This is a genomic window from Nonomuraea sp. 3-1Str (assembly GCF_031570565.1).
Taxonomy (GTDB): domain Bacteria; phylum Actinomycetota; class Actinomycetes; order Streptosporangiales; family Streptosporangiaceae; genus Nonomuraea.
This window is the reverse complement of sequence record NZ_JALHBK010000013.1, coordinates 129,533-153,877: the sequence shown is the minus strand read 5'-3', so window position 1 is coordinate 153,877 and position 24,345 is coordinate 129,533. Positions and strand designations below refer to the sequence as shown.

Annotated in this window: 24 protein-coding genes; 11 read left to right on the top strand and 13 right to left on the bottom strand. The window is 71.7% G+C overall.

Annotation, left to right across the window (positions count from 1 at the left end):
* Positions 1-6 precede the first annotated feature (6 nt).
* The 4 genes from MTP10_RS21970 (at position 7) to MTP10_RS21955 (ending at position 3,720) form a co-directional block, all read left to right on the top strand.
* Positions 7-753, top strand: coding sequence for an SIS domain-containing protein (locus MTP10_RS21970; protein WP_310711410.1), 747 nt, complete (start codon positions 7-9; stop codon positions 751-753).
* A complete protein-coding gene (locus MTP10_RS21965; RefSeq protein ID WP_310711409.1) occupies positions 750-1,775 on the top strand; it encodes a hypothetical protein in 1,026 nt (341 codons plus the stop codon). Before MTP10_RS21970 ends, MTP10_RS21965 begins: the two co-directional genes overlap by 4 nt.
* Entirely contained in the window at positions 1,772-2,740 is a 969-nt protein-coding gene (locus MTP10_RS21960; RefSeq protein WP_310711407.1) for a BadF/BadG/BcrA/BcrD ATPase family protein, read from the top strand. Before MTP10_RS21965 ends, MTP10_RS21960 begins: the two co-directional genes overlap by 4 nt.
* Before the next feature lie 95 nt (positions 2,741-2,835).
* Positions 2,836-3,720: a hypothetical protein gene (locus MTP10_RS21955; protein WP_310711406.1), complete on the top strand. Its 885-nt coding sequence runs from the start codon at positions 2,836-2,838 to the stop codon at positions 3,718-3,720.
* Between the two features lie 18 nt (positions 3,721-3,738).
* Here the strand turns inward: MTP10_RS21955 and MTP10_RS21950 are convergent, their stop codons facing one another.
* Positions 3,739-4,713 (bottom strand): WYL domain-containing protein, encoded by a 975-nt coding sequence (locus tag MTP10_RS21950; RefSeq protein ID WP_310711405.1) that lies wholly within the window; start codon positions 4,711-4,713, stop codon positions 3,739-3,741.
* Positions 4,714-4,850: 137 nt separating this feature from the next.
* On the opposite strand from MTP10_RS21950, the gene MTP10_RS21945 reads away from it, so the two are divergent.
* The 3 genes from MTP10_RS21945 (at position 4,851) to MTP10_RS21935 (ending at position 7,109) form a co-directional block, all read left to right on the top strand.
* Entirely contained in the window at positions 4,851-5,246 is a 396-nt protein-coding gene (locus MTP10_RS21945) for a RidA family protein (protein ID WP_310711515.1), read from the top strand.
* Between the two features lie 125 nt (positions 5,247-5,371).
* The gene (locus MTP10_RS21940) at positions 5,372-6,346 is read left to right on the top strand and encodes a helix-turn-helix domain-containing protein (RefSeq protein ID WP_310711403.1); all 975 of its coding nucleotides are present in this window, start codon (positions 5,372-5,374) and stop codon (positions 6,344-6,346) included.
* Between the two features lie 142 nt (positions 6,347-6,488).
* Entirely contained in the window at positions 6,489-7,109 is a 621-nt protein-coding gene (locus tag MTP10_RS21935; RefSeq protein WP_310711402.1) for a cysteine hydrolase family protein, read from the top strand.
* 92 nt (positions 7,110-7,201) lie between these two features.
* Here the strand turns inward: MTP10_RS21935 and MTP10_RS21930 are convergent, their stop codons facing one another.
* Positions 7,202-7,669, bottom strand: a complete 468-nt coding sequence (locus MTP10_RS21930) for a cupin domain-containing protein (protein ID WP_310711401.1) — start codon at positions 7,667-7,669, stop codon at positions 7,202-7,204.
* 61 nt (positions 7,670-7,730) lie between these two features.
* Here MTP10_RS21930 and MTP10_RS21925 point away from each other — a divergent pair, with 61 nt between their 5' ends.
* The 3 genes from MTP10_RS21925 (at position 7,731) to MTP10_RS21915 (ending at position 9,880) form a co-directional block, all read left to right on the top strand.
* Positions 7,731-8,249 carry a DinB family protein gene (locus MTP10_RS21925; RefSeq protein ID WP_310711399.1) on the top strand — a complete coding sequence of 173 codons (519 nt, stop codon included), beginning with the start codon at positions 7,731-7,733 and terminating at the stop codon, positions 8,247-8,249.
* Between the two features lie 397 nt (positions 8,250-8,646).
* Positions 8,647-9,255, top strand: a complete 609-nt coding sequence (wrbA, locus tag MTP10_RS21920; protein ID WP_310711398.1) for an NAD(P)H:quinone oxidoreductase — start codon at positions 8,647-8,649, stop codon at positions 9,253-9,255.
* Positions 9,256-9,451: 196 nt separating this feature from the next.
* The gene (locus tag MTP10_RS21915) at positions 9,452-9,880 is read left to right on the top strand and encodes a nuclear transport factor 2 family protein (protein ID WP_310711397.1); all 429 of its coding nucleotides are present in this window, start codon (positions 9,452-9,454) and stop codon (positions 9,878-9,880) included.
* A gap of 213 nt (positions 9,881-10,093) precedes the next feature.
* Here MTP10_RS21915 and bla read toward each other — a convergent pair whose 3' ends face one another.
* The 11 genes from bla to MTP10_RS21860 form a co-directional block, all read right to left on the bottom strand.
* On the bottom strand, positions 10,094-11,062 hold the full coding sequence (gene bla, locus MTP10_RS21910) for a class A beta-lactamase (RefSeq protein WP_310711396.1): 969 nt from the start codon (positions 11,060-11,062) through the stop codon (positions 10,094-10,096).
* Positions 11,063-11,176: 114 nt separating this feature from the next.
* Positions 11,177-11,746 (bottom strand): DinB family protein, encoded by a 570-nt coding sequence (locus MTP10_RS21905; protein WP_310711395.1) that lies wholly within the window; start codon positions 11,744-11,746, stop codon positions 11,177-11,179.
* Positions 11,747-11,983: 237 nt separating this feature from the next.
* Complete coding sequence (locus tag MTP10_RS21900) at positions 11,984-13,588, bottom strand: MGH1-like glycoside hydrolase domain-containing protein (RefSeq protein WP_310711394.1); 1,605 nt, start codon at positions 13,586-13,588, stop codon at positions 11,984-11,986.
* Positions 13,585-14,406 (bottom strand): carbohydrate ABC transporter permease, encoded by an 822-nt coding sequence (locus MTP10_RS21895; RefSeq protein WP_310711393.1) that lies wholly within the window; start codon positions 14,404-14,406, stop codon positions 13,585-13,587. The genes MTP10_RS21900 and MTP10_RS21895 overlap by 4 nt, the downstream gene beginning before the upstream one ends.
* Before the next feature lie 10 nt (positions 14,407-14,416).
* Complete coding sequence (locus MTP10_RS21890; RefSeq protein WP_310711392.1) at positions 14,417-15,346, bottom strand: sugar ABC transporter permease; 930 nt, start codon at positions 15,344-15,346, stop codon at positions 14,417-14,419.
* A gap of 4 nt (positions 15,347-15,350) precedes the next feature.
* Positions 15,351-16,634: a sugar ABC transporter substrate-binding protein gene (locus tag MTP10_RS21885; protein ID WP_310711391.1), complete on the bottom strand. Its 1,284-nt coding sequence runs from the start codon at positions 16,632-16,634 to the stop codon at positions 15,351-15,353.
* Between the two features lie 32 nt (positions 16,635-16,666).
* Positions 16,667-17,428: an SDR family NAD(P)-dependent oxidoreductase gene (locus MTP10_RS21880; protein ID WP_310711390.1), complete on the bottom strand. Its 762-nt coding sequence runs from the start codon at positions 17,426-17,428 to the stop codon at positions 16,667-16,669.
* Positions 17,425-18,729: an NAD(+)/NADH kinase gene (locus MTP10_RS21875; RefSeq protein WP_310711389.1), complete on the bottom strand. Its 1,305-nt coding sequence runs from the start codon at positions 18,727-18,729 to the stop codon at positions 17,425-17,427. Before MTP10_RS21875 ends, MTP10_RS21880 begins: the two co-directional genes overlap by 4 nt.
* Positions 18,726-20,267: an aminomethyl-transferring glycine dehydrogenase subunit GcvPB gene (gene gcvPB / locus MTP10_RS21870; protein WP_310711388.1), complete on the bottom strand. Its 1,542-nt coding sequence runs from the start codon at positions 20,265-20,267 to the stop codon at positions 18,726-18,728. The genes MTP10_RS21875 and gcvPB overlap by 4 nt, the downstream gene beginning before the upstream one ends.
* On the bottom strand, positions 20,264-21,607 hold the full coding sequence (gene gcvPA, locus MTP10_RS21865; RefSeq protein ID WP_310711387.1) for an aminomethyl-transferring glycine dehydrogenase subunit GcvPA: 1,344 nt from the start codon (positions 21,605-21,607) through the stop codon (positions 20,264-20,266). Before gcvPA ends, gcvPB begins: the two co-directional genes overlap by 4 nt.
* Positions 21,604-23,568, bottom strand: coding sequence for a beta-galactosidase (locus MTP10_RS21860; RefSeq protein WP_310711386.1), 1,965 nt, complete (start codon positions 23,566-23,568; stop codon positions 21,604-21,606). The genes gcvPA and MTP10_RS21860 overlap by 4 nt, the downstream gene beginning before the upstream one ends.
* A gap of 99 nt (positions 23,569-23,667) precedes the next feature.
* Here MTP10_RS21860 and MTP10_RS21855 point away from each other — a divergent pair, with 99 nt between their 5' ends.
* Positions 23,668-24,312, top strand: a complete 645-nt coding sequence (locus MTP10_RS21855) for a GntR family transcriptional regulator (protein WP_310711384.1) — start codon at positions 23,668-23,670, stop codon at positions 24,310-24,312.
* Positions 24,313-24,345 lie beyond the last annotated feature (33 nt).

Sequence of the window (24,345 nt, the reverse complement as noted above, 5' to 3'; positions counted from 1 at the left end):
CAGTTGATGGATCTTGTGATGGCCTTCGCCGACGAGGCCCGCTCCCGCCTGGACCGGCTGGTGGCCGGCCAGTCGCCCACCATCAGGCAGGCCGGGGCGCTGATCGCCGCGACCGTGCGCGCCGGCGGCGTCCTGCACGCCTACGGAACGGGCCACTCCGAGGCGGTGGCGCTGGAGGTGGCGGGCCGGGCGGGCGGTCTCATCCCGACCAACCGGCTCACCCTGCGCGACCCGGTGGTGCTGGGCTCGGCCGACCCCGGCGCGTTCGACCCGCTGGCCGAGCGCGACCCGCGCACCGCGCACCAGGTGCTGGCCCTGCACACGATCGAGGAGTCCGACGCCTTCGTCATCGCCTCCAACTCGGGCGGCAACGGGTCCACCGTGGAGATGGCCTGGCTGGTCAAGGAGCGCGGCCTGCCGCTGATCGCGATCACCTCCCTGGCCCACTCCAGCGCCATCACCTCGCGCCATCCGTCGGGGCATCGGCTGTTCGAGCTGGCCGATCTCGTGATCGACAACCTCGCCCCGTACGGCGACGCCGTCCTGCCCACCGAGCACGGCCCCATCTGCGGCATCTCCTCGATCACCTCCGCGCTGATCGTGCAGCTGATGGTCGCCGAGGCCATCGGCCTGCTCCTGGCCGACGGAACGATCCCGCCGGTCTACCGGTCGGCCAACATCCCCGGATCCGACGCGCACAACGACGCCCTCGTGGCCCGCTACGCCGGGCGGATCAGGACCGGGGCGCTGTGAACCTGACGATCGCCGCCTTCTGGCCGCCGCCGCCCCACGAGACGACGGCCGCCCGCTACCGGGAGATCGCCGACGCCGGCATCGACCTGGTCATCACCGGCAACTACCTCAACGACCGCGTCATCCTGCGCCACGCGCTGGCCCGCGCCGAGGAGGCGGGGCTCGGCGTGCTCGTCGCCTCGGACCCGCGCGTGGACGTGCTCATGCGCGACCTGGACACGGACCCCGCGCCGCTGATCGGCCAGGTGGTCGAGGACTACCGCCCGTTCCGCTCCTTCCGCGGACTCAGCCTCATGGACGAGCCGCACGCCGAGCAGTTCCCCCGGGTGGCTGCCGGGGTGGCCGCCGTGCGCGCCGCCGGCGCCCTCGCCTACGCCAATCTCCTGCCGAGCCACGCCACCGGCCCCTACGACGCGTACGTGGGCGAGTTCACCAGGCTCGTCCGGCCCGACGTGCTCTCCTTCGACCGCTACCCGTTCCTGGCCGACGGCTTCGACGAGGACTACCTCGCCGACCTGGCCACGGTGCGCGAGCACGCGCGCCGAGCCGGCCTGCCCGCCTGGATGTACGTGCAGACGCTGGCCTACGACGGGCACCGCGAGCCGTCGGCCGCCGAGCTGGCCTGGCAGGTCAACACCGCGCTGGCCCACGGCTACACCGGAATCCAGTACTTCACCTACTGGACGCCCGACCCGGCGCGCGGCGAGGGCTTCCAGCCCGCGCTGATCGACGGGGACGGCGCGCCGACCGAGCGCTACGGCATCGTGCGCGACCTCAACACCCGCTGGCTGCGCCCGGTGGACGCGGAGCTGCCCGAGTGGACGTCGGTCGAGCACACAGGCGACGCCCTGGTGGGCCGCTACGGCGAGCGCCTGAGGTTCGTCTGCAACGCCCGCTTCGACCAGCCGGTCGAGGTCACGATCGACGGGATCACCGAGGCCTTCGACCCGGCGACCGGTACCTACGCGCCCTGCGGCACGGCCTTCACCCTCGCGCCCGGCGCGGCGCGGCTGGTCCGGTGATCCTCTTCGCCGGCGTCGACGCCGGCGGCACCACCACCCGCGCCGCCCTGCACGCGGCGGACGGCACCAGGCTCGGATACGGCACCGCGGGCCCCGGCAACCCGGCCGCGCACGGCGCCTCGGCGGCCGGCGCGGCGATCGAGCAGGCCCTGCGCCGCGCGCTCGACGGCCTGGACCCGTCGCTGGTGGCCGCCTCGGTGGCGGGGGTGGCGGGCGCGGACGACGGCTTCGCCGAGGTGCTGCGACACATCTGGGCCGGATGCGGCATCGCGTCACCGCCCAGGCTGGTGGGTGACGTGGACGTCGCCTACGCGGCCGGCACCCCGGCGCCCTCCGGCACGCTGCTGCTCGCCGGGACGGGGGCGGCGGCCGCCCGCTTCTCCGGCCGCGCGGTGACGGCCGTCGCCGACGGGCTCGGGTGGCTGCTCGGCGACGAGGGCGGAGGGTTCTGGATCGGCCGGGCCGGGGTGCGCGCGGCCGTCCACGCGCTCGATCGCGGCCTGCCGTCCGGACCGCTGGCGGAGCTGGTCAGCGCGCACTTCGGCGTGACCGGCGAGCCGCGGCGCCGCGCCGACCGCATCGTACGGCTGGCGCAGGCCGACCGGATGCTGGTGGCGGCCGCGTCCCCGCTCGTGGCCGAGGCGGCGGGGGCCGGGGACGGGGGCGCGGCGCGGATCGTCGGCGAGGCCGCGCGGCGGCTGGCGGCGACGGCGGGCCGCGTGCCCGGCGAAGGGCCGATCGTGCTGGCGGGCGGCGTGCTGACCGCAGACGGCCCGGTACGCACGGCGGTCATGGCGCTGCTGGGCGAGCGCGAGGTGGTCACCGCGCGGGACGGGGCGGGCGGGGCGAGCTGGCTGGCCGCGCTCGACCGGCTGGGCGACCTCGGTACGCACGCGCGCTTCACCGGTCCTGGTCAACACGCGCAGAGTGCCCGGGGCCGGGCCGTTAGTCGCGCCTGCCGTTGATCACCCACCTGGGTATGGATGATGAACCGACTGGGCCGTGTTCTTCTCGATGGCCGTCGCCGCGCCGGCAGTGAACCCGCCCCTGAAGGAGAGACATGACATCGTCGAGCATCGTCGAGCGCATCACCACCGTGGCGTCCTTCGACTTCGGCGCCGGTGAGACACCGGAGAACATCGTCGTCCTGACGGACGGCACCATCTGCACGACGCTGCTGACGGGCGGGACGGTCTGGCGTTCGACGACCGGTGTGGAGCACGTCGCCGGGCCGGGCGCGGACGCGATGGCGGTGGGCATCGCCTCGGACGCCGACGATCGCCTCTACGTCGCCGTGCGCAGCGAGGACGCGAACGTGGCGGGGATCTGGAGGCGCGACGCCGCCGGCCACTGGGCCCGGTTCGCCGCCGCCGCCATCCGCACCGGGCTCAACGGCATCACCTTCGACGAGGCGGGCACCCTGTTCGCGGCGGATTCCGTCAACGGGGAGATCCTCTTCCTGCCGCCCGGCGACGACACACTGCGGCCCTGGCTGGACGACGACCGGATGAAACCGACGTCGCCGCACGACCCCGTCTCATCGACGGGAGTGAATGGCCTGAAGGTCTGGGACGACGACCTCTACGTGACGAACACGGCGCAGGCCACCGTGCACCGCGTCGACATCCAGGACGGCCGGCCGGGCAAGGTCACCGAGGTGCATGCGAACATCCCGGCGGACGATCTCGCCTTCGACGCCGCCGGCAATCTCTATCTCGCCGTGCACCCGGAGAACACCGTGCGGCGCATCGCCCCCGACGGAACCACGACTGTCCTGGCGACGGCCGACGACGGACTCGACGGCCCCACGGCCATCGCCGTCGTCGAAGACGGACTTCTCGTGACGAACCTCGGCATGCTGGGGACTCGGCACACGCCCAGCCTGCTCCGGCTCACCATGGAAGTCGGCGCCCCCGTGCTGCCCAGGCCGGCGCTGCCCCGCTGACCGCGGCGCGCTCACAGCTCAGGATGACGCTCCGTACCGGGTGGCGATCGCGGCGGCGCGGTTGCGCAGGGAGGTGCGCAACCACTGCGGGGCGAGAGCCTCCGCGCTGGTGCTGAGCTGCCACAGCGCCCATTCGGCGTGTCTGGGGTCCTGGAAGGTCACCTCCAGCCGTAGCCAGCCGTCTGACTCGGGTTCCTCGGCGAGGACGGCCAGCGCCGTGCCCACCAGGTCCTCCCGCCGCGCGGGGTGCAGCCGTACCAGCACGGTGACCTGGTCGCCGCCGGTCCGGAACCGCTTGCTGCGTTCCTGCCAGGCCCGGTCCAGATCGACCCGGTCCGGTCGCTGTGCGGGTTCGGGGAGTTCCTTGGCGGCCAGGACCCGGGACAGCCGGTAGGTGCGGTCCGCGCCGGACCTCGTGGCGAGCAGGTAGCCCCGGTCACGGATGGTGACCAGGCCGATCGGGTCCACCGTGCGCCACTTCGGGGGCTGGTCCACAGCCGCGTAGTGGATCTGCAGTTTGTGTCCGGCGAACACCGCGCGCAGGATCTCGGCCGCTATGGCGTCAGGGACCTCCTCATCGACCAGCCGGCGCGAGAGCAGGTCGGTCTCCGGGTCGATGAGCAATCGCTCCGCCGCCCCGGCCGCGGTGGCCCGATAGCTGTCGGGCAGCGCGTCGACCACCTTGAGCATCGCCGAAGCGAGCGCCGAGCCGAGGCCGAAGGCCTGCGCGCCGCGCCGCGATCCGGCGACCAGCAGGGCAAGGGCCTCGTCGGGGTTCAGTCCGGTGAGCTCGGTCCGGAAACCGGGCAACAGCGCGAAACCGCCGTGCCGGCCGCGCTCGGCGTAGACCGGGACGCCGGCCGCGGACAGCGCCTCGATGTCACGCAGCACGGTGCGGGTGGACACCTCCAGCTCGCGGGCCAGCGCGGCCGCGGACAGCTGACCGTGCCGCCGCAGCAGCAGCACCAGCGAGACCAACCGGTCGGCGCGCACACGAAAACCCTACCGAAATACACGACACAGGATGTCGTGATTTGTTGGGAGGCTCAGCGACGCGACGTCGAAGATGGCGGCCACCGAGCCGATCGACGTACGTACTCCCCGACGAATCGAATGGAGCCGATATGGCGATGGAACGAACGGCGGTCAACCCGTGGGCGTGGTCGACGGAGCTGGGGTACAACCAGGGTGAGCTCGTCTCCGGGCACACCCGGACCTTGTATGTCTCCGGGCAGACCGCGATGAGCGGCGACGGCAAGCCCCAGCATGACGACGACATGGCGGCGCAGTTGGCGCTGAGCCTCGACAACCTGGAGGCCGTGCTCGGCGAGGCCGGCATGTCCCTCGCGCATCTCGTCCGGCTCAACGTCTACACCACCGACGTCGATCGGCTCTTCGAGCACTACGGCGTGCTGGCTTCGCGGTTGGGCGCCGCCGGGGTGGCACCGTCCACCACGATGCTCGGGGTGACCCGCCTGGCGATCCCCACCCTGATGGTCGAGCTTGAGGGAACCGCCGTCGCGTGATGCGACCTCGCCGCCTCCGGCAGGGCTGCCGGAGGCGGCACTCGCGCCGGCGGCCACCGGCGGTGTCCGGATCTGCCAGAAGACCGTCATGGCGGACATAAGGCGACACCGGGGACAATGAGTGCATGTCCGCTCCGCACCGTGTTGTTGTCGCCGTGTTCCCCGACGTCGATCTCCTTGATGTCACCGGGCCTGCGGAGGTGTTCGCGGTCGCGAACCGGGAGATGTCCGGACAGACGCCCTACCAGGTGCTCCTGGCGGGAGCCGGCGGCGGCCTGGTTCGCACCAGTGCTGGGGTCCGGCTCGCCACCGACCTGCCGTTCGACCAGGTCGGTGAGCGAGTGGACACCCTCGTGGTGCCCGGTGCGGTCGACGCCCGCGGCATGCCAGTGATCGATCCGGCCCTGGTCGACTGGATCGCCGAGACATCCCGGCATGCCCGCCGGGTGGCCTCGGTGTGCGTCGGCGCGCACCTGCTGGCCGCCGCGGGGCTGCTGTCGGGCCGGACGGCGACCACGCACTGGGCCACCGCCGGCCTGCTGGCCGCCGAGCACCGCGACGTCACCGTGGACCCCGACCCGATCTACATCCGCTCGGGGAACGTGTGGACGGGCGCGGGCATCACCGCGTGCATGGACCTCGCGCTCGCTCTGGTCGCCGAGGACCACGGCGAACGGCTCGCCCTGGCGGTCGCCCGGCAACTGGTGATGTACCTCAAGCGGCCGGGCGGGCAGAGCCAGTTCAGCGTCCCGCTGTGGCAGGCCCCGACGGAGCGCCGTGACATCGACGAGCTGCGGGCCTGGATCGCCACGAACCTCCTCGCCGACCTGTCGGCGGCGGCGCTCGCCGAACGGATGTGCCTCAGCGAGCGGCACTTCGCCCGCGTCTTCCGCAAGGAGAGCGGCGTCACCCCGGCCGCCTACGTGGAGGCGGCACGGGTGGAGGCCGCGCGGCGGTTGCTGGAGGGCACCGACGAGCCGCTCGACCAGGTGGCCGCCGCGTGTGGCCTGGGCTCGGTGGAGACGCTCCACCGGGCGTTCCGCCGGCGGCTCGGCACCACCCCGGCGGCCTACCGGCGACGGTTCCGGACCGCCGCCTGACCTGACCTGTCTCCCCGTTCTCCGGCCTGCCCCGCGCGGCCGGTGACTCACCCTGCCGGCTTTGCCCGCGCCCGCCGAGAAACCCCCGGGTCGGGCTCCAGGAAGCCCCGGCCGGATGCCCCGAAGATCCCAGGAGGATGAAATGACCACTGTTTCGACGACACCCGTTTCGACGACCCTGCGCGACGTGATCGGCCTGGACGGCGCGTTGCCGGCGCTGTCCACCGGCACCCTGATCATGATCGACTTCCAGAACACCTACCGCACCGGAGTGATGGCGCTCCCGGACGCCGCCCGTGCTCTGGACGCCGCCGCCCACCTGCTGAGCCGGGCCCGCGCTGCGGGGATCCCTGTGGTGCACGTCGTCAACGACGGTGGCGAAGGCAGCCCGTACGACATCCGCGCCGAGATCGGGCAGATCGCCGCGGAGGTCGCGCCGCGGGACGGCGAGCCGGTCGTGGTGAAGCGCTTCCCGAACTCCTTCCACGAGACCGACCTGCTGGAGACGTTGCGCCGGCTGGACGCGGGCCCGGACCTGGTGCTGGCCGGCTTCATGACCCACATGTGCGTCCAGTTCACCGCCCAGGGCGCCTTCAACCTCGGCTACCGGCCCACCGTCGTGGCCGAGGCGTGCGCGACCCGGCCCCTGGCGGGCCCGGACGGCACGCCGATTCCGGCGGACATGCTGCACGCCGCCGCCCTGACCGCGATCGGTGACTTGTTCGGCCGGATCGCCGCCCGCGTGGCCGACCTGCCCGCCTGACCCACCCCCGGGCCTGAGCCGTGCCACGCGCATCCGCCGCGACCCGCGCGGGACCCTCAACGTCCTGCGCGGGCTCGGCCGGTCGGCACCGGCTAGAGGGAGGTCGTGCGGTGGCGGGCGCGGAACTCCGCCAGGAGCTCGTCGGTCACCTCCGCGCCGGCCGCCACGGCGGCATGCACCTCGCGGAAGTAGCCCTCGTACCCGGCCGGCGTGTAAAGGCACAAGGCGCGGACCGGCTCCGTCCCCGCGTTGCGGAAGCCGTGCGGGGTTCCGCGCACCGCGGCGAGCAGGTGCCCGGGGCCGACCGTCACCTCCCCGTCGCCGTGGTGCAAGCTCAGATCACCCTGCAGGACGTAGAAATACTCGTCGTGCCCGTGATGTATGTGCGGACGGGCCCCCACCATGCCCCCGGCCAGGGTGAACTCCTCGAACGCGAAGCGGCCGCCCGTGTGCTCACCCGTCAGCCGGAAGAAGTGGGCCACTCCCGCCACGTCGATCAGCTCGCCGTCCTCGGGACGGCGCAGTAGGGGGCGCGGCCCCGGCATCTGCTTGTCGATCATCTCGGCATTATCGATGCTCCGTCCTCACAACCCCTCCCGCCGCCCGTGGGATCATGTCCGGATGACCTGGACCGCTCCCGAAGTGACCCGCCCCGAAGGGTCGCTCGTCGCACCCGAGGCCGAGCTGCTGCGCGGCCTGCTCGACTGGCATCGCTCGACCCTGCTGCACAAGTGCGCCGGACTCACCGGCGAGCAGCTCGCCGTCGCGCCCGTCCCCGGCTCCAACCTGTCGCTGCTGGGCCTCGTACGGCACCTGGCGAAGGTGGAGCGCATCTGGTTCCGACAGCGCTTCCGCGGCGAGGACGTACCGAAGCTGTACTCCACGCCCGAGCGACCCGACGCCGACTTCGAGGACCTCGACCCCGCCCGCGCCGAAGCCGACTACGCGCGGTTGCTGGAGGAGCAGGAGCTGGCCCGGCAGGCGTCGGCCGGGGCCTCGCTGGACACCACGTTCGAGGTGCCGAACTGGGGGGCGGTCTCGCTCCGTCTCGTGTTCAACCACATGATCGGCGAGTACGCCCGGCACAACGGCCACGCTGACCTGATCCGGCAGGGCGTGGACGGCGTCACCGGCGCCTGACGGCCTTCGGGGAGGATCGCACCGGATCTTGGCGCTGTGCAGCCGCCCGAGGTCAGCCGGACCGGTCAGGCTGGGTCCCCTGCCCGGGGCGCGCGCTACGTGGGGCACTGGGGGCAGGCGACCGGGCTGCCGGGCGCCATGCCGGCCGTGGCGGCACTCGCCGCGGCCTTGGCGCTGCCGGCGTGGCCCGCGCTCAGAGCCGTCGTCCCCACCCCCGTGCGGCGCACGCGTGTACGACCCGAGCGGGCACCGGGGCCGCGCCGGGATCGCCGAGTCCGAACGCGCGTACATCGGGGAGAAGCCGCTGGAGGGCCAAGCATCTCCGGACAGAGCGCCTGACATTCCGGAGAGCTGTGTCGTCGTACTGCCGAGACGGACCTATGGAAGGCAGTCGATCATGGAACCCGTGAACGTCGCGATCATCTACTACAGTGCCACAGGCACCGTGCATGCCTTGGCGCAAGCCGCCGCCGAGGGCGCGGAAAAGGCCGGCGCGCACGTGCGACTGCGCAAGGTCGCCGAACTGGCCCCACCGGAGGCGATCAGCGCCAACCCGTCCTGGGTCCAGCACCGCCAGGACACCGCCGACGTCGCCGAGGCCGGCCACGACGACCTGGACTGGGCCGACGCGGTGCTGTTCGGCACTCCCACCCGCTTCGGCAACCCGGCCGGCGCGCTCAGGGCGTTCATCGACACCACCGGCCCCCTGTGGTTCCAGGGCAAGCTCGCCGACAAGGTGTACTCGGCCTTCACCGCCTCCAACACCGCCCACGGCGGACAGGAATCCACCATCCTGGCGCTGGGGAACACGTTCTACCACTGGGGCGGCATCATCGTGCCCCCCGGCTACACCGATCCCGTCCAGTTCCGGTCGGGCAATCCCTACGGCACCTCCCACGTGGCCGGCGACGGCCCGCCCGGCGACGTGTCCTTGGAGGCGGCTCGCCACCAGGCCCGTCGCGTGGTTGAAACCACCGCCGCACTCAAGGCCGGCCGCGCCGCCTGAACCCAGACCGACACGGCCGCTCCGGCTTCCCCGCCGTCAGCAGGGCGAGCAGCCCCGCAGACCGGCCGCCACAGCCGCGACTTCCGAAGGCGGCCCCACCTCACATTCCAGGCGGCTGCGTCGTCGGAGCACTGAACTCACAGGGATCGCGGTCAGGCGACCTGGTTGCGATCGAATTCTTGATCGGAGGGATGCGATGACTTCGAACGATGCCGAAGTTGCAGCGTTCTTGAGCAGTCGAGTCGATGCCTGCCAGCAGAAGGACATTGATCGACTCATGTCACATTACTCATCCGACATCGTCTATTACGATGCCGTTCCCCCTCTTCAGTTCGCGGGGCCCGAAGAAGTCCGTCGCAACTTCTTGCGATGGTTCGATGGATACGACGGCCCCATCGGCTTGGAGACGCACGACCTCAAGATCGCGACGAGCACCGACGTCGCGTTCGCTCACATGCTGCACCTCGACTCCGGAACCCGTAAGGACGGACTCCAGAGCGCGGTATGGGTGCGATCGACCGTTTGTTGCCGACGGTCGAACGGCAAGTGGTCGATCACGCACGAACATATCTCCATGCCGATCAACCCCGAGAACCTGCAAGCCTGGTTTCCGCCGGAGCTGTAAGCCGGCCGTATCGGCCCATATTCCGGTCTGGGGTTGGAGGAGGAGGTCCGGCGCCTCGTCCAACCCCAGATGCGAAAATCGGTCAGCGATTTCCAGGAACACGGCAGGGCCTGGGACTTTGCGCCGGCGTGTCGTGGGCCTCGATACGCCGTGTTCCTCTATGAACGCCTCACCGGTCGGACGAGGACGACCGCGTCTCGACCCGATGGCCGGTCACAACCTGCCGAGGGCCTTGGCCAGCGCAGCTGCGGTGGAGGCGATCACCTTGTCGTCGTTCGGCGTGTTGGTGTTGTTGCGGTTGGTGAACACCGACAGGATGATCGGCGCCTTCGACCCGGGTGTCCAGACGATCGCCAGGTCGTTGGCGGTGCCGTAGTTGCTCGCGCCGCCGCTGCCGGTCTTGTCGCCGATCGTCCAGTCCTTGGGGAGTCCCGCCCGGATCCGGTTGGCGCCGGTGCGGTTGGCCTTCAGCCAGCCGACCAGCCGCGCTCGGTCGAGGGTGTGAAGGGTCTTACCGGTGGTGAGCTTGGTGAAGGTCTGCGCGGCCGCCGCGGGAGTGGTGGTGTCGCGCTCCTCGCCGGGCTTCCACTCGATCAGCCCGGGCTCCGGTCGGTCCAGGCGGCTCGTCCGGTCACCGGTGGCGCGGAAGAACTCGGTCAGCCCGCGCGGCCCGCCGATCTGCTTCAGCAGCATGTTGCCCGCGAAGCCGTCGGATTTGGTGATCCCGGCGCGGCACAGCTGCGCAGATGTCATGCCGGTGTCGGTGTATTCGGTGGTCTCCGGGGAGTTCGCGGTCAGCTCGGCCATCTCGGCAGGCTTCCAGCGGATCACCCTGTCCATCAGCCCTGGGTCGTCGGTGCGCGCTTTGTGCAGTACTGCCGAGCACGCGAACACCTTGAACATGGAGTTGAACGGGAAGCGCTCGTCCGCCCGGTAGCCGACCGTTCTACCGGTCCCCAGGTCGATGCCCACCGCGCCGATGCGCCCGTCGTAGGACTTCTCGAGCTCCTGCAGCGTCGTGGTCAGGTCGGCGCCGGAGGGGGTGTCGCTTTCCGTCCGGGCGGCGACGCTGGAGGTGCTCGTCTCGGCGGTGGCGGCAGCTGCCATGTAGGCGGGAGCGCCCAGCAGCGCGGAAGTGGTCAAGGTGACGACCGCTGAGCGCAGTCGGAGATGTCGTGTCATGCCGAAGAGAAGATCAGAAGCTGCGCAGAGATGTCCAATATCGCTATGAACCATTCCTTCATATAGATATGGATATCAATAGTCCGAATGACCGCCACCGTGATGGACCTGGCCTCATGCCAGGGGCTTCCGCGGTACGGCTCCGTCCTGCGAGCGGTAGAGGTCGCGCAGCAGGGAAATCTCGGCGCCGTGATGGATCAGCTCCCTGTTGACGTGCAGGACGATGCCCTCCATGGGAAACCGCTCGGGACCCACCGTGGGCGGATCCTCCAGGTCAGCGTCCGAGAGCTCGCGGACCCCCGCGTTCCATCTCCCATACATCTCATCGAGCTGCTTCAGCGCCTCGTCAGCGGTCCCCGCGTAGGCGAATGTCCGGGAGTCCATGTCCTGGCCGCCGAAGTGCCATCCGACCCGATAGCCCAGGCACGAGACGATGATGTGTGCCAGCCGCCAGGCAATCGTGGTCACCGGCGCCGGCACCGGGTCAGGGGACGCGAAGTCCACCGTCCACTCCCCCGAACCTGCCGACATCGGTGCGGCCGACGTGCCACGTGGGCGGATGCTCCAGCAGCCGCGCACCGGCTCCCAGAAGTACTCCTCATCGGTGAGACCATCCAGCCGCGGCCGCAGGTTCTTGCGCCAGTGCCGGTCCAGCTGCTCCGCGAGCCGCTCGCTTCTTGCCATTTCCGCACACTACAGACAACGGAGAACCCTCGCGGAGGCCGTCGTCGGCCGTGGGCCGCGAGAGCGTACCGCACCGGGAGATGACGCTGCGATCAATGGCTAGCAGCGTCTATGTCCGAGGTGTGGTTCGTGACAGGAAATTCGCGCGGTCCGGGTCGCGCATTCGTCGAGGCCGCGCTCGAAGCGGGTGATCGCGTGGCGGCGACGGCGCGCCTTCGAGGACCACGTGGACGCCGTTCACCCCTCCCGGTCGGCGGAGTCGGTGAAAGCCTCGTGGGCGAGGTCCAGGAACAGGGCGGCCGACCAGCCGAACCCGCTCGTCGCCCGGCCCGCCCGGCGGCCCGTCAGCGGGTTCCAGTACTCGTACAGGCCGCCGCCGTCGCGCACCATCGCCAGCGTGCGATCGCGCAGCTCGCGGGCCGTCTCGGGATGGCCGGACCGGCGCAGGCCCTCGATGAGCAGGTAGTTGACGTTGAGCCAGACCGGTCCGCGCCACATGGCGTCCGGGTCGAACCGGGGGTCGTCGAACGCGACCGTGGGCACCGGCCGTTCGCCCCAGAAGCTCGGCGAGCGCAGGTCGGCCACGAGCCGGTCGGCGACGTCGGCGGGCAGCCGCCCGGTGAGCAGCGGCAGCAGCTCCAGCGGGGTGCGGACGTCCGCCTCCCGCCCGCCGACCAGGGTGACGAAGCGGGCGCCGGTCCACCGCCTCGCCACCATGCGGTCCACGAGCGCCTGGGCCCTGGCCCGCCACTCCCCCGGGTCGCGGCCGAGCGCGGCGGCGATGTCGCCCAGCCGGTCGTACTGCAGGGCGAGGTAGGAGTTGAGGTCGGGGGGCTCGGCGCGCGGCCCGTCGTCCCAGATCGGGCTGTCGTCCAGACCCGAGGAGTACGGGTGCAGGTACTCGGCCAGGCCGTCGCCGTCGGGGTCGGAGCGGGTGAACCACCATTCCTGCGCCCGGACCAGCGGCTCGTACACCTCGGCGAGGAAGCCCGGGTCGGGGTCGGCCTGGTGGATCTTCCACACGGCCCACGCGGTGAGCGGCGGCTTGGTGACCGGCACGGCCTCGCGGACGGGCGGCCCGCCGACGTGCTGGGCCAGCCGTGCCAGGTCGGAGCGGGGCAGGTCGGTGGTCTCGGCCAGCACCCCGTGGTCGTGGACCACGTCCGGGATCAGCCCGTCGGGGCGCTGGTGATCGAGCAGGATGCGGATCTGCTCCCTGGCCAGGCCCGGGTCGGCGTGCCGCAGGGCGATGGCGTGGAAGTAGGAGTCCCAGTTCCACAGGCCGACGTAGCCGTACTTGGAGGGGACCAGCGACTGCCGGCCCTGGATCGGCACGAGGTTGACCGCGAGCGTCCACCACGCCTGCTCGGCCCGTTCCCGCAGGCCGGAGGGGACGGCGGGCATGCGGGCGAACCAGTCGCGCCAGCGCGCGGCGGCCGCCTCCAGCACCGCCCGGCCGTCGGGCGGCGGACCGCCGGGGGCGGCCACGTGCGCGCCGTCCCGGCCGGGTCCCACCAGGACGAGGCCGCCGCCGGCGGGCGCCCGGCCGCCGTCCCACACGGCATGCACGCCTTCACCGCCGTCGCCGGTCAGCACGAGCGTGTCGGGGCCGGCGAAGGCCAGGGCCGCGCCGCCCTCGAACTCCACCCGGTCCGGCAGCGTCCGCCGTACGGGCAGCTCCCGGTCGCCGGCGAGGACCCGCAGGCCGGTCAGGACGGTCGTCTCGCGCAGCGGGGTCTCGTAACGGGCGGCGGCGATCCACAGGGAGCCGTCGTCGGCCGCCATCACCAGCAGCCGCGACCCGCGGTCGGTGAAGGGTCGTTCGCGCAGGTCCAGCATCATCGCCCGCCCAGTCCGGAGGCCGCCATCGAATTGATGATCTTCCGCTGGCCGATCAGGAAGGCGATCAGCGTGGGCACCACCGCGATCGCCGACCCGGCCAGGATGAGCCCGTAGTCGACCGCGGTGTGCTGCCCGGAGAACTGGCTGAGCAGCAGCGGCACGGTGGCCAGCTCGGGCGAGTTAAGGAAGATCAGGGGGAAGAAGAACGAGTTCCACGAGGCCAGGAAGGCGATGATGCCCAGAGCGCCCAGGCCCGGGCGGATGTTGGGCAGCACGACGCTCCAGAAGCACCGCCAGCGGCCCGCCCCGTCGATGCGGGCCGCCTCCTCCAGCTCCACCGGCACGGCCCTGATGAACTGGCGCAGCAGGAACACCGCGAAGGGGTTGGCCACCGAGGGCAGGATCAGCGACAGGTGGGAGTCGATCCAGCCGAACCGGGCCAGCATGAGGTACAGCGGCACGATCGTCACCTGCGCCGGCACCATCTGGGTGGCCAGGAACACCACGAACAGCACGCCCGAGCCGCGGAAGCGGATCCGGGCGAAGGCGTAGGCCGCCATGGCGGAGGTGAACAGGGTGAGCGTGACGTTGAGCGCGGCGATGTAGAAGCTGTTCCAGTACGCGGTGCCGAACGGCATCGCCGCGAGCGCGTCGGGGTAGTTCTGCCAGTGCCAGGGCTGGGGCAGCCAGTCGAGCGGGTTGTTCAGCATCTGCCGCACGCCCTTGAACGACGTCAGCAGCATCCAGGCGAACGGGAACACCATGGCCAGCCCGCCGGCTGTGAGCGCGGCGTGCAGGGCCGCCTGCCGGAGTCGCATCAGCTCTCCCTCACGAGTCGTAGTGGACCAGGCGCTTCTGCGCGGCGAACTGGACGAGCGTCACGAGCAGCGTCAGGGCCAGCAGGATGAGCGTGGCGGCGCTGCTCATGCCGAACTCGAAGTCCTTGAAGCCCAGCTCGTAGACCTGGTAGACGATCGTGCGGGCGCCCCCGTTGTCCTCCGGCCGCACCAGCACGTAGATCTGGTCGAACGCCTGGAACGAGCTGATCACGGCGACCACGGTGGAGAAGAAGATCGTGGGCGAGAGCAGCGGCAGGGTGACCGAGCGGAAGATCCGCACGCTGCCCGCGCCGTCCATCCGGGCGGCCTCGACGATCTGCGGCGGGATGGTCTGCAGCCCCGCCAGGAAGATCACCACGTTGAGGCCGAGCGACGACCAGATCGTCACGACGGCGATGGCCACGATCACCCAGCCGGTGTCGCCGAGCCAGTCGGGCGGGGTGAGGCCGAACCAGCTCCGCAGCGAGTTGTTGAGCACGCCGTTCTCGTCGCCGGCCAGGATGATCTGCCACATCAGCGCGACGGCCACCGAGCTGGTGACCACCGGCATGAAGTAGAGCGCCCGGTAGAAGGAGCCGCCGCGCACGTTGTTCAGGGCGATCGCGATGAGCAGCGCGAGGGTGAGGCCGACGGGCACGGTGAGCAGGGCGAGCTTGACCGTGTTCCACACCGCCAGCCCGAAGTCGGGATCGGAGAGCTGGGCGGCGAAGTTGTCCAGGCCCGCCCACTCCTTGCGGCCGAGGCCGTCCCAGCGCATGAACGCCAGCACGACGGCGAAGCCGAGCGGAAAGACCAGGAACACGGCCAGGGCCGTGACCTGCGGGGCGAGGAAGAACGCCGCCCACCAGCCGTCCCGGTTGCGCACGCCGGGGGCCTGACGCCGGCCCGCCCGGGGGCGGGCACGGGTGAGAACAGCCACGGCCTCAGCCCAGCTTGCTCTGGACGAGTTGCTGGAGCTCGGTCATGCCCTGGTCGAAGCCGACCTTGCCGCTCCACATCTTCATGAGGTGCTCGTTGATGGCGGCGGTGAGGCCCGGCACCGCGACCTCCTCGGGGTAGTTGGCGAAGCCGGTGTCGCGCACGTCGATGAAGGTCTGGGCGTGCTTGGGGTAGCCGTCCGCGAGGACGACCTGCTCGGCGCCCTTGACGGACGGCACGGCGCCGCCACCCTTGAGCCGCAGGGTCTGGCCCTCCTTGCCGACGAACTCGGTGAGGAACGTGAACGCCTCCTTGGGCAGCTTCGTGTCCTTGTTGAGCGCCAGGTAGGAGGCGGCCACCGCGCCCGGCATGGGTTCGCCGGTCGGTGAGGGGAACGGCGCGATGTCGTAGTCGTCGAGCTCGCCGCCCTTGCGCAGGGAGTCGATGACCCAGCGGCCGCCCGCGTAGAAGCCGGCCTTGTGCTTGAGGAACTGGGTGCTCGGGCCGTTGCTGGCGGGCAGCGTGTCGGCGCTGAGGAACGTCTTGTCCTGGTAGCCCTTGGCGAGCGTGCTCAGCGCCTCGCGGGCCTTGGGGTCGGTGGTGGCGACGAACTTGCCGCCGTCCCAGACCTTCCCGCCGAAGCCGTTGATCACCGAGTACGTGGAGCCGTACCAGTTCCAGAAGATGGAGCCGGCCTTGCCTGCGGCCTTGAGCTTGGCGTTCATGTCCAGATATTTCGGCATGGTCCACTGGCCGGTCTCGTTGAGCGTGGCCGGGTCCTCGGTGATGCCGGCGTCCTTGAGCGCCTTCTTGTCGTACCAGAGCACCTCGGGGTTGGTGTCGTTGGGGACGGCGTAGATCTTGCCGTCGCGCTTCGCGCCGCCGTACACGCCGTCGAAGAAGTCCTCGGGGCGGCTCTTGGAGTCGGGGCCGGCGAGCTTGTCGTCGAGCGGCGTGAGCACGCCCGCGGAGACGAACTTGCCGATGTTGTCATCGCCGACGAAGAACACGTCGGGCGCGGTCTTGCTGGTGAGCTGGGTGAGCAGCTTGGGGTGATAGTCCTCGTACTTCGCCACCGACTCCAGCTTGAGCCGGATGCCGGGGTGGCGCCGCTGGAAGTCCTCGGTGAACTTCTCGTAGAGTTTCACGTCCTCGGCCGATCCCCAGGTGGACCAGCGCACGGTCACCGGGCCCCGGCCCTCGCCCGTGCCGGGAACGTTCCCGCCGCTTCCGCTGCACGCGGTGGTGGCGAGGGCGAGGGCGCCCAGGACGGTCAGCGCACACTTCAAGGTGGCTCCTTCGATCTTTCTTGCGGGGGGTGTCAGGCGAGTCCGCCGCCGTCGACGACGAGGGCGGATCCGGTGACGTAGCTGGAGGCGTCGCCCGCCAGGAACAGCACGGCGCGGGCGATCTCCTCCGGGGTTCCGGCGCGGCCCATCGGCCGGTCGGCGGCGTCGCTCGCGAACGCGGTCCAGTCCTCGCCGAGCTGGCGGGCCTCGTCGCGCAGCATGGGCGTGTCGGTGTCGCCGGGGTTGACGGAGTTGACCCGGATCCCGGCGCGGGCATGGTCGATGGCCAGCGCCCGGGTCATGTTGACCACGGCCGCCTTGGAGGCGCAGTAGGACAGGGCGTTGCCGCCGCCCTTGAGGCCCCAGCCCGACCCGGTGTTGACGATCGAGCCGCCCTCGGTCATCGCCGGGACGGCGTACTTGCACATGAGGAAGACGGAGCGGACGTTGACCGCCATGACGCGGTCCCACTCCTCGACGTCGAGGTCCAGGGCCGTGGTGCGGCGGATGATGCCGGCGTTGTTGAACAGGACGTGCAGCCCGCCGAAGGTCCGGGTGGCGGTGTCCACGACGAGCCGGCAGTCGTCCGGGGCGGACACGTCGGCGCGCACCGCCATCGCGGCCCCGGGCCGGGCGTCGTTGATCCGCGCGACGGTCGTCTCGGCTCCCGGGCCGTCGATGTCGGCGACGACCACCCGGGCGCCCTCCTCGGCGAAGAGCAGCGCGGTGGCGCGCCCGATGCCGGAGGCACCGCCGGTGACGATCGCGACCTTGCCCTCGAGCTGGGCGTTCATCGATTCGACTCCTCACTTGCCGCACTGAGGCGGTAGATCGTGCTTTCGTGGTAACCGGTGATCACCTGGACGTGCCCGGCGAGCATCCGGTCGAGGTCCTCGTCGCCGCTGTCGGCGAGCAGCGGGCGCCCGCCGAGCGCGGCCAGCTTCTGCTGGGTGGCCAGGACGAGCAGCCGCCCGGTTCGCGCGCCCGCCGCGTCCCCGGGCGCGTCCCCGAGGACGGTGCGCAGCACGCGCGGCGACCCCTGCTGGTTGCCGCGGCCGAGCACGAAGCCCTGCCCGCCGATCACCGACAGCACGAGGACCGTCTCCCGGCCGCCGACCAGCCCGGACAGCTCCGCCTCCGAGACGTCGGCCGCCACCAGCCGGCCACCGGCGCCGTCGCGTTCGTCGCGTTCGACGACGTCCACGCCGAGCAGGGTGGTGGCGAGGCCGAGCTCGCGGCCGACGGCCCGCGTGGTGGCGCCGGGTCCCAGGACGTGGCGGACGCCGGGCCGCATCCGGGAGACGACCTCCCGGGCGATGCCCTCGACCGTGCCGGGCGCCGTCCCGGAGGAGCCGGCCTTGCGGCCCGACAGCGCGGCAGGGGCGGCGGGAACCGGCAGGGCGCCGTAGAGGACCGGGCTCACCAGCCCCTGCCGGTAGCGGTCCTCGTCGAGGTCCACCACCTCTGCCTCGGCGAGCGCCGCCCGCCCCGGCTCGCGGCCCGACATCCCGGAGATTCCGGACGTCCCGGATCCTCCCGACGCCCCGGATGCTGCCGACGCCCCGGAGACGTATGCGGCGGCGAGCAGCCCGGCCGCGGCCGGGCTGACGGCGAAGCATCCCGAATACACCTTCACCCCGGCCGGGATCCCCAGCACGGGCGGGACGCGGTCGCCGCGCTCGCGCAGCTCGCGGACGGCGTCGAGCACGTCCCGCGCCGTCCCGTCGCCGCCCGCGAACAGCAGCAGGTCCACCCCGGCCATCGCGAGGACGGCCTCCCGGGTGTCCCGCGCCGACGTGGCGCCGGACGGTCCCGGCTCCGCCGAACGGCTGGAACGTACCAGATCGTGGGGGGCGCCGGCGGCGCGGGCGCTGTGCTCGCCCATCGGGCCCGGCGCCGTGACCAGGCGCGTGCCGGGACGGCGCGACAGCAGCGCGCGCACCGCCCGCGCCGCCCGCTCCCCCGCCCGCGGCGTGGCGCCCCGGGCCAGGGCCGCGCGCTGCACCTCGGCACCGTCGCTGCCCTTCAGACCCGCCGCCCCGCCCAGCCCGGCGACCGGGTTGACGACCAGGCCCACCGACACCCCTCCGCTCATGACAGGTGCTTGCGGACGTAGGCGCGCCAGGTGGGCGCCCACGCCTTGGGGTCGTCCAGCGGCGACGGGTCGATCTTGTGCACGCTCTGGTTGTAGGGCGCGCCCCTGACCAGCTCGGGATCGCGGCGCGCCTCGTCCGCCACGTGGGCCAGGATCGCGGCGTACTCGTCGAGGTCCTCCTTGGAGTACGACTCGGTGGGCTCCAGCGTGAACGGCTCGGGCACCAGGTACGGGTGGTGGCTGGTCCAGTAGTGCACGCCGAAGTCGGATGCCCGCACGCCGATCTCCTCGGAGTGGACCCCGGTCTCCTCCGACAGCTCCTGCCAGGAGTAGCGCGCCTGCTCGATGCGCCGCGTGCCCCAGGGCGCCGACGCGCCGGGGATGGCGAGGATCTTGCCCATCAGGTAGTTGTTGTTGAGCGCGGCCGTCTCGGCCACCTGGCGCAGGCCCTCCGCGCCGAGCGACATGATCCAGGCGTAGGCGCGCACGATGTTCTGGGTGACGCCGAGGAACGGCCGCACCTTGCCGATGGAACGTTCCGGGGTCTCCAGCTTGTACGCCGAGCCGTCGAAGACGACGACCGGGCCGGGCAGGAAGGGCGCCAGGTCGGCCGACACGCCGCACGCCCCGGCCGCGGGCCCGCCGCAGGCGTGCGGGGTGGAGAAGGTCTTGTGCAGGTTGAAGTGGCACAGGTCGAACCCGGCGTCGCGGGCCCGGGTGATGCCGAGGATGCCGTTGGCGTTGGCCTGGTCGTAGCAGGCCAGGCCGCCCGCCTCGTGGACGAGGTCCACGAACTCCCGGATGCGCGGGTTGAAGATGCCGGTGTCCTCCGGGTTGGTGATCATCAGGGCGGCGGTGCGGGGCCCGACGGCCGCGCGCAGCGCCTCGATGTCCGGCAGGCCGTCGGCGTCCGGCATCAGGGTGATGACCTCGAAGCCGGCGACCTTGGCGCACGCCGCGTTCGACGGGTGGGAGAACATCGTGGTGATGACCTGGTCGCGGTGGGTATCGCCGCGGGCCGCGTGGTAGGCGCGGATCATGGCGACGTTCGCGTAGATGGCGGCCGAGCCGGAGCCCGGCTGGAGCGAGACCCGGGACATGCCGGAGATCTCGGCCAGCATGCGCTCCATCCGCCAGTAGATCTCCAGTACGCCCTGCACGGTGTCCTCGTGCTGGAGCGGGTGCAGCTCGGCGACCGCGGCGGCGAACCGGTCGTTGACCTTGGGGCTGTACTTCATCGTGCAGGTGCCCTGGCCGACGTCGATGTTGAGGTCGTGGCCCAGGTTCTCCTGGGACAGGCGCAGGTAGTGGCGCACCACGTGCGGTTGCGCCAGCTCGGGCAGCTTCGGCGGCTCGGCGCGGCGCACCGACTCCGGCAGCTCGACGCGGGGGGCGCCGGGCTCGGGCACGGCGATGCCGCGGCGGCCCGGCCTGGACAGCTCGAAGATGATCGGCTCGTCCCAGCGGGCCTGGTGGAAGCGGCGCAGCGGCGGCTTCGGCGCGACGGGCAGCTCGGCGAAGGGCTCCGCGGTGTTCACAGCGTCTCCTGGATGGCGGCGATCTCGGCGATCTCTGCGGCGAGGCGGTCGATGTCGGCGATGGAATGGCGCTCGGTCACGCAGACCAGCACCGTGCGGTCGTCGAGGGGCACACCGCCGTAGATGCCGCGCTCGCGCAGCCGGTCGAGCAGGGCGGCACTGGAGGGCACCTGTACGGCGAACTCGCGGAAGTGCACCGCGTCCGGATGCAGCACGGTAACAGACCGGGCCAGGGCGTCCATCGCGTACCTGGTGCGGGCCAGGATCGTCTCCCCCAGCTCCCGCATGCCGTGCGGGCCCATGAGCGCGAGGTAGACGCCGGCCGTGATGCCCCACAGGGCGGCGGCGGTGCCCACCCACTCCTTGCCCTCCTCACGGTGGGCGAAGGAGGTGCGGTCGTAGAAGACGTCGCCGAAGCCGTACTCGCCGGGCACCTTCGTCGGCGCGATGCCGAACAGCCGGGAGGGGAACTCGGCGACCAGCGGCTCGTGGTCGTGGGTGGCGATGTAGCCGGCGTGGCCGCCGCCGAAGCTCTGGTGCATGCCGAGCGACTGGATGTCGCCGCAGGCGATGTCGGCGCCGTACGCGGCGGGCGGGGCGAGGACGCCCATAGAGATCGGGTCGGCGCCGACGACGAGCAGGGCGCCGTGGGCGTGGGCCAGGTCGGCCAGCTCCCGGCCGCGCGTCTCGACGACGCCGTACACGTTCGGCGTCTCCAGGTAGATCGCGGCGTACGAGCCGTCGAAGGCGGGGACGGCCATCTGACCGTCGTCGCCCACGGGGGCGGGCACGATCTCGATGTCCGGGGCGAGGAAGTCGCGCAGCTTGCTCAGCTTGTCGGCGGTCACCGCTTCACTGACCAGCACCTTCGAGCGGCCGGTGTAGCGGCAGGCCATGCGCAGCGCGGTGCCCGCCGCCTGGAAGCCGTCGTAGGTGGGGACGTTGACGACGTCCATCTCCAGCAGCTCGCCCATCATGCTGACGTACTCGAACAGGGCCTGGAAGCGGCCGTGGTCCTCGTACGGCTCGCCGGCGTACGCGGTCAGGAACTCGCTCCTGGAGTTGACCTCGTCGCAGACGGCGGGCACGTGGTGCGGGTAGCAGCCGTGGCCGAGGAAGCTCAGCGCCTCGTCGGTGCCGGTGGTCCGGCCGAGCAGGCCGTTCATGTGGCGGACCAGGTCGGGCTCGGCCGTGAAGGGCGCAGGCAGGTCGAGCGGCCGGTTCAGGCGCAGGTCCGCGGGGATGTCGGCGTAGAACTCCTCGATGCTCTCCGCGCCGATCGCGGCGAGCATCTCGGCCCGCACGCCGGGTTCGGCGTTCGGGATGTACGGGTGCGTCACGTGTCTCCTTCGATCCTGAGCACGACGGCGTCGCGCGGGGCGAGGACGGCGTCGCCTCGCAGGTCGGTGTCGGTGAGCAGGTCCCGGCCGGGGTACGGCAGGGTGATCCGCTGCTCGTCGGTGGTGTGGTTGAGCAGGAAGAGGTGCCGGCCCCGCCGGACCGCCTCCACCCCGGCGGGCACGGCGATCGCCGGGACTCCGGCGAGCACGCGGTCCAGCACGGGCGTCAGGTCGGCGGGCAGGCAGCCGAGGTAGGTGGCGTTCCCCTTGCGGGTGATCGCGGGCAGCCCGTCCAGGTCGCCGCCCTCGAAGCGGGCGAGCACGGCCGTGCCCTGGTCGGGGCGCAGCCACTCGGCCCAGGTCCGGGCCGCGCCCGCGCCGCCGCCGGCGTGGCGCAGGGGCTGGGTGAGGCCGTCGGGCAGCGGCCAGAACTCCTCGACCGCGACGCCCAGCAGGTCGCGCAGCGGGCCGGGCGCGCCGCCGTCGTGCACCTGGTCGGCCTCGTCCACCACTCCGCTGAACGGGCCGACGACCAGCTCCCCCGTCACGGCGGCGAGCGCCTCGGCCTGCTCGGCGGTGCACAGGTAGAGGTTGGGCACGATCACCACGCGGTAGCCCGACAGGTCGGCGCCGGGCGGCGCCAGGTCGACGGCGATCCCACGGGCGTGCAGCGGCGCGTACCAGGACAGCAGCAGGTCCTTGAGCCTGAGCCGGTCGGAGGGCATCGACTCCGGGGCCTCCAGCCCCCACCAGCTGTCCCAGCCGAACACCAGCGCCACGTCGGCGCTGGTGTGGCCGCCCGCGACCTCCGCGAGCCGCCGCAGGTCCGCGCCGAGCCGCAGCGTGTCGCGCCAGCCGCGCGTGGCGGTGCCGCCGTGCGGCACCAGCGCCGAGTGGAACTTCTCCGGCCCGTACCTGGCCTGCCGCCACTGGAAGAACATCACCCCGTCGGCGCCGTGGGCGACGGCCTGCAGGCTGTGCAGGCGCATCACGCCGGGCGGCTTGGGCGCGTTGACCTCGCGCCACGACACGGCCGACGGCGCGGACTCCATGAGCAGCCAGGGCCGCCGCTTGAGCGAGCGCATGAGGTCGTAGCTGAGCGCGACCGCCATGTGCGAGGACGGGTCGGCCGGGTCGGGGTAGGCGTCGTCACTCACCAGGTCCTCGGCCTCCGCCCAGGCCCAGTAGTCGAGGCCGTGCAGGATGCTCATGAAGTTCGTGGTGACGGGCACGTCCGGGGTGACGGCGCGCAGCGCGTCGCGCTCTGCGGTGAACAGCTCCAGCAGGGCGTCGCTGCAGAAGCGCCGCCAGTCGAGGAGCTGGGCGGGGTTGACCGGCCCTGGCGCCCTGCGGGGCGGCTCGACCTGGTCGAAGCCGGTGTAGTGCTGGCCCCAGCAGGACGTGCCCCAGGCGGCGTTGAGCCCGCCGACCGTGCCGTAGCGGGCCTGGAGCCAGGCGCGGAAGTGGCGGGCCGACTCGGGGCAGAAGCATTCGAGGGTGTGGTCGGCGTACTCGTTGCCCACGTGCCACAGAGCCAGCGCCGGGTGATCGCCGTACCGGGTGGCCATCGCGGTCGCCAGCCGTACGGCGTGCTCGCGGAAGACCGGCGAGCTGGGGCAGTAGCCCTGCCGGGAGCCGAACTCCAGGCGGGTGCCCGCGGCGTCGACCGGCATGACCTCCGGATGGCGGCGCACCAGCCAGGGCGGCGGGGTGGCGGTCGCGGTGGCGAGGTCGGCGGCGATGCCGTGCTCGTGCAGCAGGCCGAGCACGCGGTCGAGCCAGCCGAAGTCGTACGCGCCCGGCTCGGGCTCCAGCCGCGACCAGGCGAAGACCGCCACGGTGACCATGGTGACCCCGGCCTCGGCCATGAGGCGCACGTCCTCGGCCCAGACCTCCTCAGGCCACTGCTCGGGGTTGTAGTCGCCGCCGTACAGCAGCCCCGGAACCCGGGTCAGACCCACTCGACACTCCCTCCTGTGTTTTGTATTCAGAATTCATAGTGCAGTATTTTGAATCACGTCAAGGGCTAGTATGGGCACGGCCGAAACCGAAGGAGCGTCATGCCGATCGACCGGCGACCGCTACGCGAGCAGATCCGCGAAGAACTGCTGGGCAGGCTGGACCGGGGAGACTTCGCCGCGGGCACCGACATCAACGAGGTCGCGCTGGCGGCCGAGCTCGGTGTCAGCCGCACTCCCCTGCGCGAGGCGCTGATCACGTTGGCGGGCGAGGGCGTCCTGGAGAGCAACCAGGGGCGCGGATTCCGGTTCGCCCCGATGAGCAGGAAGGAGTTCAGGGAGCTCTGCGAGATCGTGGCGGGGCTGGAGGCGCTGGCCCTCGACCGTTCCGACCCGGCCTACCTGCGCGAGATCGCGCCCGAGCTGCTGCGGCTGGCGCGCGACTTCCCCGACCGGATCGCCGAGCAGCACGTGATAGAGCGCCACGACGACGAGTGGCACGACCTGCTCGTCAGCGGCTGCCGCAACGAGCGGCTGATCGACCTGATCACCAGCGTCAAGGCGGGGCTGCGCCGCTACGCCCACCTGCTGGCGGGCGACGACACGCCGCTCGAACGCGAGGCCGCCGAGCACTGCCGGGTGGCCGAGCTGCTCATGACCGGCGACCGGGCCGCGGCCGTCCAGGCGTTGCACGACAACTGGGTCAACGGCATGGAGCGCATGATGTCCCGCATCCCCGCCTCCTGATGTGAGCTACCGGAGGGCGCCTGATGGCCGCTG